9 protein-coding genes are annotated in these 11,448 nt (G+C 72.9%); 3 read left to right on the forward strand and 6 right to left on the reverse strand.

Annotation, left to right across the window (positions count from 1 at the left end; translation table 11 throughout):
• Positions 1-150: 150 nt before the first annotated feature.
• The 4 genes from glpK to mmuM form a co-directional block, all read right to left on the reverse strand.
• Positions 151-1,677: a glycerol kinase GlpK gene (glpK, locus tag ACIGZJ_RS29075; protein WP_392941841.1), complete on the reverse strand. Its 1,527-nt coding sequence runs from the start codon at positions 1,675-1,677 to the stop codon at positions 151-153.
• Between the two features lie 107 nt (positions 1,678-1,784).
• The gene (locus tag ACIGZJ_RS29080; protein WP_392941838.1) at positions 1,785-2,504 is read right to left on the reverse strand and encodes an MIP/aquaporin family protein; all 720 of its coding nucleotides are present in this window, start codon (positions 2,502-2,504) and stop codon (positions 1,785-1,787) included.
• 346 nt (positions 2,505-2,850) lie between these two features.
• The gene (locus ACIGZJ_RS29085) at positions 2,851-3,615 is read right to left on the reverse strand and encodes an IclR family transcriptional regulator (RefSeq protein ID WP_392941836.1); all 765 of its coding nucleotides are present in this window, start codon (positions 3,613-3,615) and stop codon (positions 2,851-2,853) included.
• Positions 3,616-3,718: 103 nt separating this feature from the next.
• Positions 3,719-4,678: a homocysteine S-methyltransferase gene (gene mmuM / locus ACIGZJ_RS29090; protein ID WP_396460033.1), complete on the reverse strand. Its 960-nt coding sequence runs from the start codon at positions 4,676-4,678 to the stop codon at positions 3,719-3,721.
• A 214-nt stretch (positions 4,679-4,892) separates the two neighbouring features.
• Here mmuM and ACIGZJ_RS29095 point away from each other — a divergent pair, with 214 nt between their 5' ends.
• The 3 genes from ACIGZJ_RS29095 to ACIGZJ_RS29105 all read left to right on the forward strand — a co-directional run bounded on the left by ACIGZJ_RS29095 (position 4,893) and on the right by ACIGZJ_RS29105 (position 8,560).
• Positions 4,893-5,792, forward strand: a complete 900-nt coding sequence (locus ACIGZJ_RS29095; RefSeq protein ID WP_396460034.1) for an NUDIX hydrolase — start codon at positions 4,893-4,895, stop codon at positions 5,790-5,792.
• 40 nt (positions 5,793-5,832) lie between these two features.
• The gene (locus ACIGZJ_RS29100) at positions 5,833-6,381 is read left to right on the forward strand and encodes an NUDIX domain-containing protein (protein ID WP_396460035.1); all 549 of its coding nucleotides are present in this window, start codon (positions 5,833-5,835) and stop codon (positions 6,379-6,381) included.
• 142 nt (positions 6,382-6,523) lie between these two features.
• Positions 6,524-8,560 (forward strand): acetoacetate--CoA ligase, encoded by a 2,037-nt coding sequence (locus ACIGZJ_RS29105; protein ID WP_396460036.1) that lies wholly within the window; start codon positions 6,524-6,526, stop codon positions 8,558-8,560.
• A gap of 92 nt (positions 8,561-8,652) precedes the next feature.
• Here the strand turns inward: ACIGZJ_RS29105 and ptsP are convergent, their stop codons facing one another.
• Positions 8,653-10,323, reverse strand: coding sequence for a phosphoenolpyruvate--protein phosphotransferase (ptsP, locus tag ACIGZJ_RS29110; RefSeq protein ID WP_396460037.1), 1,671 nt, complete (start codon positions 10,321-10,323; stop codon positions 8,653-8,655).
• A 174-nt stretch (positions 10,324-10,497) separates the two neighbouring features.
• Positions 10,498-10,947, reverse strand: coding sequence for a PTS glucose transporter subunit IIA (locus ACIGZJ_RS29115; RefSeq protein ID WP_396460038.1), 450 nt, complete (start codon positions 10,945-10,947; stop codon positions 10,498-10,500).
• Positions 10,948-11,448 lie beyond the last annotated feature (501 nt).

Consider the following 11,448-nt stretch of genomic DNA (forward strand, 5'->3'; position numbering starts at 1 on the left):
GTGTGGGTGCCGGCGCGGGGGGGGGGGGGGGGGGGGGGCGCCCCGGGGGGGGGGGGGCGGCCCGGGCGGGGGGGGGGGGGCGCCGGGGGGGGGGGGGGGGGGGCCGGGGCGCGCGCGGGGGGGGGCGGGGGCCCCCCCCCGGCTCTGCGGTCAGTTCTGGTCGTCCTCCTCCACCCAGCCCATGGTGCGCTCCACGGCCTTGAGCCACTTCTTGTACTCGCGCTCCCGGGTGGCCTCGTCCATGCGCGGGGTCCACTCGGCGGCGCGGTGCCAGTTGGCCCGCAGGGTGTCGAGGTCGTTCCAGAAGCCCACCGCCAGGCCCGCCGCGTAGGCGGCGCCGAGCGCGGTGGTCTCGGCGACGTACGGGCGCTCGACCGGGGCGTCCAGCACGTCGGCGATGTTCTGCATGAGCAGGTTGTTGCTGGTCATGCCGCCGTCGACCTTGAGGGCGGTCAGCTTGACCTTGGAGTCCTTCTCCATGGCGTCGACGACCTCGCGGGTCTGCCAGGCGGTGGCCTCCAGGACGGCGCGGGCCAGGTGGCCCTTGGTGACGTACCGGGTGAGGCCGGCGATCACGCCGCGGGCGTCGGAGCGCCAGTACGGGGCGAACAGGCCGGAGAAGGCCGGGACGAAGTAGGCGCCGCCGTTGTCCTCGACGGTGTTGGCCAGGGTCTCGATCTCGGCGGCGGTGGAGATGATGCCGAGCTGGTCGCGCAGCCACTGCACCAGCGAGCCGGTGACGGCGATCGAGCCTTCCAGGGCGTACACCGGGGCCTGGTCGCCGATCCGGTAGCCGACGGTGGTCAGCAGGCCGTGGTACGAGTTGACGATGTCCTCGCCGGTGTTCAGCAGCAGGAACGTGCCGGTGCCGTACGTGGACTTGGCCTCGCCCTTGTTGAAGCAGGTCTGGCCGAACAGCGCGGCCTGCTGGTCACCGAGCGCGGAGGCGACGGGCACGCCCTCCAGGTCGCCCACGGCGTGGCCGTAGACCTCGGCGGAGGAGCGGATCTCCGGCAGGACGGCCAGCGGCACGCCCATCGACTCGGCGATCTTGTCGTCCCAGGCCAGGGTCTGCAGGTTCATCAGCATGGTGCGGCTGGCGTTGGTGACGTCCGTGACGTGCTTGCCGCCGTTGACACCACCGGTGAGGTTCCAGATGACCCAGGTGTCCATGGTGCCGAAGAGGATGTCGCCGGCCAGGGCGCGCTCACGCAGGCCCTCGACGTTGTCCAGCAGCCAGCGGATCTTCGGGCCGGCGAAGTAGCTGGCCAGCGGGAGGCCGGTCTCGCGGCGGAAGCGGTCCTGGCCGACGTTGCGGCCGAGCTCGCGGCAGAGCGCCTCGGTGCGGGTGTCCTGCCAGACCAGCGCGTTGTGCACGGGCTCGCCGGTGTTCTTGTCCCACAGGACGGTGGTCTCGCGCTGGTTGGTGATACCGATCGCGCGGATGTCGTCCTTGGTCAGTCCGGCCTTCTCCAGCGCACCGCGGACGACCGACTGCACCCGGGTCCAGATCTCGGCGGCGTCGTGCTCGACGTAGCCGGGCTGGGGGAAGATCTGCCGGTGCTCCTGCTGGTCGACGGCGACGATCCGGCCGTCCTCACCGAAGATGATGCAGCGGCTGGACGTGGTGCCCTGGTCGATCGCGGCGATGTAGTTGCCAGTGCCAGTGGAGGTCATGAGGGTCCTCGGCTCAAGATGGGGGTACGGGGTGGGTGGGTCCGACTCGTCTGGTCAGTCCCCGTGCTCGGGTGGGCGGGAAACCCGGGTCCGTCGGAAGGCGACCGTCAGAAGGCGACGTGGTACAGGCCGCCGGCCAGCAGACCGCCGATGACCGGACCGGCCACCGGGATCCAGGCGTAGGACCAGTCCGAGCCGCCCTTGTTCGGGATCGGCAGCAGCGCGTGCACGATGCGCGGGCCCAGGTCGCGGACCGGGTTGATGGCGTACCCGGTCGGGCCGCCGAGCGAGAGGCCGATGCCGACCACGGTGAAGGCGACGATCAGGATGCCCATGCCGGAGAGGCCGAGACCCTTGTTGAGGCCCTGGGTGAGGATGCCCAGGCAGAGCACCATGGTGCCGATGATCTCGGTGAGCAGGTTCTGGATCGGGTTCCGGATCTCGGGACCGGTCGAGAAGATGCCCAGGGTCGGCTCCTCGTTGGCCTGGAACTGGCCGAGGTAGGTGACCCAGACGAGGACGGCGCCGATCATCGCGCCGAGCAGCTGGGAGCCGAGGTAGACGGGGACCTTGCTCCAGTCGCCGCTGTCGACCGCGAGGGCGAGGGTGACGGCGGGGTTCAGGTGCGCGCCCGACTTGGGGGCCGACATGTAGGCGGCGATCATCACCGCGAAGCCCCAGCCGAAGGTGATCGCCAGCCAGCCGGCGTTGATGGCCTTCGACTTCTTGAGCGTCACGGCGGCGCAGACGCCGCCGCCGAGAAGTATCAGGGCTGCGGTGCCGAGGGTTTCGCCGACGAAGATGTCGCCGTTGGAGAACGCGGACACAAAGACTCCCTTGTCCATATGGCCCGGAGGTGCGGGTGGGGGCAGGATGCCGAGCGATCGTTGTGCGGGTGAGCGCTACGTGGGAGTGATCTGCTCGGCCATCGTTCGACAATGTCGACCGTCATGCGGAAGCTTCCTCCCCTGGCCGCCTTCACGTCAAGGCCGGGTTACGCAGCTGTGACCCTTCACTCGAAGTTACCAATCGGATAACCCTAAATACGGACAAAACGCTAAGGCGCGGACAGGCATCCCGCCTGTCCGCGCCTCAGCGTGAACGTCAGATGTTCGGATGTCCGCGGGCCGGGCCCGCGCCGGACCCCCGCCCGGACGCGCCCTTGGGCCGGGCCTAGAAGCGCCCGGCGCCCAGGTCCCGGGAGATCGCCCGCGCCGCGCTGCGCACCGAGGCGACCAGCGAGGGCCGCACGAAGCCGTCCTCGCAGACCCGCTCCACCGGGCCGCTGACGCAGACCGCGCCGACCGGGTTGCGGCGCCGGTCCTGGATCAGCGCGCCGATCGAGGCCACGCCCTCCCAGGTCTCCTCGATCGAGTCGGCCCAGCCGCGCTCGCGGGTCAGTGCCGCCTCGGCGTCGACGTCGGCGAGATCGGTCAGGGTCCGCCCGGTGTACGCCTCCAGCGGCCCGTCGCCCAGCTCGCCGCGCGCCACCGGGTCGTACGCCACCAGCACCTTTCCCAGGGCGGTGCTGTGCAGCGGCTGCATCGAGCCCACCTCCAGCACCTGCCGGGTGTCGTCCGGGCGGAAGACGTGATGCACGATCAGCACCCCCTGCTGGTGCAGCACCCCCAGGTAGACCGTCTCGCCGGCCGCCCGGGCGAGGTCGTCCGCCCAGACCAGGGCGCGCGCCCGCAACTCGTGCACGTCCAGGTAGCTCTGGCCCAGCCGCAGCAGCTCGGCGCCCAGCTGGTACTTGCCGCTCTCCGGGTCCTGCTCCACGAATCCCTCCTGCTGGAGGGTGCGCAGGATGCCGTGCGCGGTGCCCTTGGCGAGGTCGAGCGCCGTCGCGACCTCGGACAGGCCCAGGCGGCGCTCGCCGCCGGCCAAGAGGCGCATGATCGCGGCGGCCCGGGAAAGCGACTGGATCGGGCCGGGCATTCGGTACCTCCGCGCTGACAGGCGGTCGACATTGTCGACCGCGATGGTGACGGGACGAGTCTGCCAGGCCGCACCCGCTCCGTGCACCTTCCCCCTCGGTAACTCACTGCCGGGCCCGTGCCACCTCGGCGGCCATCGCCGCGATCTCCCGCGGCCCCACCCGGCAGCAGCCGCCCACCAGCCGGGCGCCGTCGCGCAGCCAGCCGCCCGCCCTCCCCGGCCCCTCGCCCGCCGAACCGCCCGCCGAACCGAACGTCGGTACGCCGGACCAGTCGCGCGTCGCGGCGTCCCACCCCTCACCGCTGTTGGGGTACACCACCACCGGCTTGCCCGTCACCCGCGCCGCCAGCGCCACCGCCCGGTCCGCGTCCGCCGGGGTGCAGCAGTTCACCCCCACCGCCACCACCTCCGGCGCCCGCGCCGCGAGCGCGAACGCCTCCGCCAGCGGCTGTCCCGCCCTGGTCCGGTCGCCCTCGACGCTGTACGACAGCCAGGCCGGCACCCCCAGCCCGCGCACCGCCCGCAGCAGTGCCCGCGCCTCGTCCGCGTCCGGCACCGTCTCCAGCGCCAGGACGTCAGGACCGGCCGCCGCCAGCACCTCCAGCCGGGGCCGGTGGAAGGCCTCCAGCTCCGCCACGCTCAGCCCGTACCGCCCCCGGTACTCCGAACCGTCCGCCAGCACCGCCCCGTACGGGCCCACCGACGCGGCCACCCAGAGCGGGCGGTCCGCCCCCGTCTCCCGTGCGGCGCGCCGCGCCAGCCCCACGCTGCGCGCCAGCAGCCGGGCGGCCTCCGCCCGGCCCAGCCCCTGCCGGGCGAACCCCTCGAAGCTCGCCTGGTAGCTCGCGGTGATCGCGACGTCCGCCCCGGCGTCGAAGTACGCCCGGTGCGCGGCCACCACCGCCCCCGGATCGTCCGCGAGCAGCCGCGCCGACCAGAGCGCGTCCGACAGGTTGTGCCCGGCCGCCGCCAGCTGGTTGGACATCCCGCCGTCCAGCACCAGCGGCCCGGCCGCCAGCGCGGCGACGAAGTCCGGCCGACCGGACGGGGGAGTGACGGACATGGCGGCCTCCTGAGGCAAAGCTCCTGCTCACACCCTAGGTCGGCGGGAGCCCCGCAATCACGGGGAAAACCATTTGCCGCACAGTCAAACGATCGCTACGTTGTGCTCATTCCGAGAACGACGGGGCGGGCGGCCAAGACAGCGCCGACGACACCGCCGACGACCCGGGCCCCGAGACCGGGACCGACACGACCGAGGCCGAGAGGAGCGCGCCATGACAGGGGAGCAGCCGCACAGCGGCGCCGCCGCCGAGCTCGCCTGGCTCGCCTCCTACGACCCCCGCGCCTACACCCCGGTCGCCGTCACCGTCGACGTCGTCGCCCTGACGCTGCGCCACGGCCATCTGTACGTCCTGCTCGTCGAGCGGGCCGCCCCGCCCTACCAGGGCTCCTGGGCACTGCCCGGCGGCTTCCTGCGGGCCGGCGAGGAGGGCCTCGCCGAGGCCGCCGCCCGCGAGCTCGCCGAGGAGACCGGCCTGCACGCCGCCGACGCCGAGGCCGCCCTCAGCCGCATCCACCTCGAGCAGCTCGGCACCTACGGCGCACCCGACCGGGACCCTCGGATGCACGTCGTCTCCGTCGCCTACCTGGCCTTCGCCCCCGACCTGCCCGACCCGCAGGCCGGCTCGGACGCGGCGTCCGCCGCCTGGCACCCCGTCACCGGCCTCGACCTCCGGCCGCACACCGGCCGCCCCCAAGCCGCCGGTGTGCCCGTCGACACCCACGGGGGTGGCGTCGACGGGCACACCGGCCTCCGGCCCGACGGGGCCGCACCGATCACGCTCGCCTTCGACCACGCCCGGATCCTCGCCGACGGCCTCGACCGCGCCCGCGCCAAGATCGAGTACAGCCCGCTGGCCACCGCGTTCCTGCAGCACGACTTCACCATCCCCGAGCTGCGCGCCGTCTACGAGGCCGTCTGGGCGGAGAAGCTCCACCCGGGCAACTTCCACCGCAAGGTGCTCTCCGTCCCCGGCTTCGTCGAGAGCACCGGCACCACCACCGAGCGCGGCGGCGCCCGCGGCGGCCCGCGCGCCCGCAACTACTGCGCGGGCGACGCCCAGCTCCTCCACCCCGCACTGCTCCGCCCCACCCGCGAGGACGAGATCCACTGACCGCCTCCCCGGGCCCCACCCGCCCCATTAGCATCCGCCCATGACCACACACGAGGCGCGCCCGGCGGCCCACCGGCCCAACTCCTACTGCCACTTCTGCGGCACCCCCTACCCGCCCGGCACCTCCGCCTGGCCCCGGACCTGCCCCGGCTGCGCCGAGATCAGCTACCGCAACCCGCTGCCCGTCGTGGTCACCCTCCTCCCGGTCACCGACATCGGCACCGAGCCGCGGCTCGTCGTCATCCGCCGCACCATCGAGCCCGGCTACGGCCAACTCGCCCTCCCCGGCGGCTACGTCGACTACGGCGAGAGCTGGCAGCAGGCCTGCGTGCGCGAACTGCGCGAGGAGACCGACATCCTGGCCGACTCCACCGACGTCACCCTGGTCGCCACCGACACCGACACCGGGGGCGGCTTCCTCTGCCTCTTCGGCCTCCTCCCCGCCCGCCCCCTCGCGGACCTGCCGCCCTCCCGGCCCACCGACGAGACCGAAGGCTGGCAGCTCGGCACCCTCGACACCCCGCTCGCCTTCCCCTTCCACACCCGGGTCTCCCGCTCCTGGTTCAACGGCGAGTACACCCCGCGCTGACCTGCCGCTGACCAGGCCCGCACCCCGGGAACAGACCCTGGCGCACCGGGCGATCACATGGCAGGGTCTGCACCGACAGCCCAACCGGACGGGCCCTGCCACAAGCAACCCCGTCCCATCCACCGGCCGGGAGACCACCACCGTGAGCACCCCACCCCAGGACCAGCCGCTCTGGCGCCCCACCCCCGCTCGCGCCGCCGCCGCCGGCCTCGTGGCCTTCCAGGCCTGGGCCGCCGAACACCACGGCGCACCGGCCGCACCCCTCGCCCCCGTGGACGGCGACCAGCAGGCCGCCGAGCGCTACGCCGCCCTGCACGCCTGGTCCACCGAGGACCTCGACCGCTTCTGGACCGCCGTCACCCAGTGGTTCGACGTCCGGTTCACCCGGACGCCCGAGGCCGTCCTCGCCGACCCGGCCATGCCCGGCGCCCGCTGGTTCCCCGGGGCCCGCCTCAACTACGCCGAGCACGCCCTGCGCCACGGCGAGCCCGGCCCCGACGGGACGCCGTCGGCCAACGCCGACCAGCCGGCCATCCTCCACCTGGACGAGACCACCGAGCAGCCGGCCATCCTCACCTGGGCCGAACTCCGCCGCCAGGTCGGCTCCCTCGCCGCCGCCCTCCGGGCCCAGGGCATCGGCCCCGGCGACCGCGTCGGCGCCTACCTGCCCAACATCCCGCAGGCCGCCGTCGCCCTCCTCGCCACCGCCGCGGTGGGCGCCGTCTGGACCAGCTGCGCCCCCGACTTCGGCGCCCGCAGCGTCCTCGACCGCCTCCAGCAGATCGAACCCGCCGTCCTCTTCGCCATCGACGGCTACCACTACGGCGGCAAGGACCACGACCGCACCGAGGTGGTCGCCGAGCTGCGCCGCGAACTCCCCACGGTGCGCACCGTCGTGCACGTCCCGCTGCTCGGCGCCCCCGCCCCCGAGGGCGCCCTGCACTGGGACGACCTGGTTGCCGACGACGTGGCACCGGTCTTCGAGCCGGTCCCCTTCGACCACCCGCTCTGGGTCCTCTACTCCTCCGGCACCACCGGCCTGCCGAAGGCCATCGTCCAGAGCCAGGGCGGCATCCTGCTCGAACACCTCAAGCAGGCCGGCCTCCACCTCGACCTCGGCCCCGAGGACCGCTTCCTCTGGTACACCTCCACCGGCTGGATGATGTGGAACTTCCTCCTCGCCGGCCTGCTCACCGGGTCCACGATCGTCACCTACGACGGAAGCCCCGGCCACCCCGACACCGGAGCCCTCTGGTCCGTCGCCGCCCGCACCGGCGCGACCGTCCTCGGAACCTCCGCCGCCTACGTCATCGCCAGCCGCAAGGCCGAGCTCCACCCCGGCCGCGACCTCGACCTCAGCGCCGTCCGCTGCATCGGTACCACCGGCTCCCCGCTCCCGCCCGACGGCTTCCGCTGGATCTACGACGAGGTCAAGGAGGACGTCTGGCTCGCCTCCGTCAGCGGCGGCACCGACGTCTGCTCCTGCTTCGTCGGCGGCGTCCCCACCCTCCCGGTCTACCTCGGCGAGATCCAGGCCCCCTGCCTCGGCGCCGCCGTCGAGTCCTGGGACGTCCAGGGCCGCCCGCACACCGACACCGTCGGCGAGCTCGTCGTCACCAAGCCCATCCCGTCGATGCCCACCGGCTTCTGGAACGACCCCGACGGCACCCGCTACCGCGACAGCTACTTCGACATGTACCCGGGCACCTGGCGGCACGGTGACTGGATCACCGTCACCTCCCGCGGCACCGTCGTCATCCACGGCCGCTCCGACTCCACCCTCAACCGGCAGGGGGTCCGGATGGGCTCCTCCGACATCTACGAGGTCGTCGAGCGCCTGCCCGAGATCGCCGAATCCCTGGTCATCGGCCTGGAGGAGCCCGACGGCGGCTACTGGATGCCGCTGTTCGTCGTCCTCGCCCCCGGCGCCGCCCTGGACGACGGCCTGATCGGTCGCATCCGCACATCGCTGCGCACCGAGCTCTCCCCGCGACACGTGCCCGACGAGGTCATCGCCGTCCGCGGCCTGCCGCACACCCTGACCGGCAAGCGCATCGAGGTCCCGGTGAAGCGCCTGCTCTCCGGCACCCCGCTGGAGCAGGCCGTCAACCCCGGCTCGGTCGACAACCTCGACCACCTGCGCTTCTTCGAGCAGCTCCGCCGGGACCGCCAGGCCTGACCGCACACGAGAGGGGCCGCCCCCACCCACCGGTGGAAGCGGCCCCTCTCGCGTACCGTCCTGCTGTGCTGTGCTGTGCTGTCCGGTTCGAACTACTCGCCCGACAGCACCTGCTGCGCCGCGGCCCGCGCCTCGTCGGCACTGTCCGCAGCCCGGGCGGCCTCGGCGGCCCGGCGGCACTGCGCCAGGGTGTACTTGGCCAGCGCCGTCCGGACATAGGGGATGGACGCCGCGCCCATGGACAGGCTGGTGACCCCGAGACCGGTGAGCACGACGGCCAGCAGCGGGTCGGAGGCCGCCTCGCCGCAGACGCCGCAGCTCTTGCCGGTGGCCTGCGCGGCCTCGGCCGCGAGCGCGACCAGGTCCAGCAGCGCCGGCTGCCACGGGTCCTGCAGCCGGGCCAGCGCACCGACCTGGCGGTCGGCCGCGAAGGTGTACTGCGCGAGGTCGTTGGTCCCCAGCGAGAGGAACTCGACCTCCTGCAGGATCGAACGCGCCCGCAGCGCGGCCGACGGGATCTCCACCATCGCGCCGAACTTGGCCTGCAGCCCGGCCTGGCGACACGCGTCCGCGAAGTCCTTGGCGTCCTTGCGGTCGGCCACCATCGGAGCCATCACCTCGAGGTGCACCGGCAGACCCTCGGCGGCCTTCGCCAGCGCGCGCAGCTGCGTCTGCATGACCTCGGGGTTCTCCAGCAGCGTGCGCAGACCCCGCACACCGAGTGCCGGGTTGGGCTCGTCCGCCGGAGTCAGGAAGTCCAGCGGCTTGTCCGCACCGGCGTCCAGCGCCCGGACCACGACCCGGCCCTCCGGGAACGCCTCCAGCACCTTGCGGTACGCCTCGACCTGCTTCTCCTCGCTCGGGGCCTTCGCCGAGTCGTCGAGGAAGAGGAACTCGGTGCGGAACAGGCCGACACCCTCCGCCCCGGCCTCCAGCGCGGCCGGCAGGTCCGAGGCGCCGCCCACGTTGGCGAGCAGCGGCACCCGGTGCCCGTCCGAGGTCCGGCCCGGACCGGAGGACGCGGCCAGCGCGGCCTTCCGCTCGGCGGCGACGCGGCGCAGCTCGTCCTGCGTCTCCTGGGACGGCTCCACCAGCACATCGCCGGAGCTGCCGTCGACCGCGACCACGGTGCCCTCGGCGACCTCGGCCGCACCGGGCAGGGCGACCACGGCCGGCACGCCCATCGCGCGGGCCAGGATGGCGCTGTGGCTGGTCGGCCCGCCCTCCTCGGTCACGAAACCGAGGACCAGCTGCGGGTCCAGCAGCGCCGTGTCGGCGGGCGCGAGGTCCCGCGCGAACAGCACGTACGGTTCGTCGCTGTCCGGCACCCCCGGCATCGGCACGCCGAGCAGCCGAGCCACGATGCGGTTGCGGACGTCGTCGAGGTCGGCGACACGCCCGGCCAGGTACTCCCCGGCGGAGGCGAGCAGTGCGCGGTAGGCGGCGAAGGCGTCGTACACGCCGCGCTCGGCGCTGCTGCCGACGGTGATCCGCCGGCTGACGTCGGCCATCAGCTCAGGGTCCTGCGCCATCAGGGCCTGTGCCTCGAGCACGGCCTGCGCCTCGCCTCCGGCCAGGTTGCCGCGGGCGATCAGGTCGGCGGCCACCGCCTCGACGGCCGCCTGGGCCCGGGCCTGCTCACGGGGGGCGTCCTCGGTGGGGATCTGGGTGGCCGGCGGCTCCAGCACCGCCGTCCCCATGTGCCGCACCTGGCCGATCGCGACCCCGTGGCTCACACCCACGCCGCGCAGCGTCTTCTTCATGTCACCTGTCTCCGCTGAGGTCGGCGGCCCCGCCGGGAGCCGCCGTCTGCCGGGCCGCCCCGTCGAGTACGGCGGGGCGGGCGTGTTGGCTCGGCTTTGTTGTGGCGTGGACTCCACCGGTGCGCACCCGCATCCCGGGCGCCGAGCGGCCCGGGGAAGTACAGAGTGGAGCGGTCAGCTCCAGCCGAAGAGGGCGTCGCCGACGGCGACCTGCCCGTCCTCCCGGACGTCGACCAGCGCGTCGGCGCTCGCCTCCAGCGCGACGATCGGCGAGATCGGCGACTTGCCGGCGGCCTCGACGGCGGCCGGGTCCCACTTGATGACGGCCTGGCCGCGGGTCACCGTGTCGCCCTTGTTGACGAGGAGCTCGAAGCCCTCGCCGTTCAGCTGCACGGTGTCAATGCCGAGGTGGGTCAGTACGCCGTGCCCGTCCGCGTCCACCACGACGAAGGCGTGCGGGTGCATGGAGACGACGACCCCGTCCACCGGCGCGACGGCCTCCGTCGGCTGGCGCACCGGGTCGATGGCAGTGCCGGGACCGACCATCGCGCCTGAGAAGACGGGGTCTGGCACGCCGGCGAGCCCGACGACCTTGCCGGTCAGCGGCGACGTCACAGTGGTCATGGTTGAACCTCCCAAGTGCGCGGTACAGCGAGCGGCCGCAGGCAGCGGCAGGACGATCGACTGAAGCCTAAATCATGTCAACTTCGGACATCTGCTGACATAGCCGGGCCCAGAGCCCGCAAAGTAACGACGGTTGCCAGGCCGCCGGGCCGACGGTCCGTCGGCTGAAGTGGTCTAGTCCTCTGGTTGACGCGCCGCACTCTACAGGCATCTTGCCGGAGCGGAACCATTGCTGTATATGCTCGCGAGAGCAACAAATCATGCGGCCGACCGGGTGATGGTGGTGCGACTCGATTCGCACTCGGGCCGGGGACCCGCTATGGTTGGGCGAGTCGCCACGAGTTGGCGGTTAACGCCAGGTTTCAGATACGAAAAGCGCCGGTTAAGAACTGGCAAACGGATCTGCTAAGCTGGAAACACGAAAGAACGAAGCGCCCGGAGGGCCCGCTGGAAGGCGGTCCGAAGGAAGTGTCCGTTCCTTGAGAACTCAACAGCGTGCCA

It is taken from the genome of Kitasatospora sp. NPDC052868, assembly GCF_044547105.1.
GTDB lineage: Bacteria > Actinomycetota > Actinomycetes > Streptomycetales > Streptomycetaceae > Kitasatospora.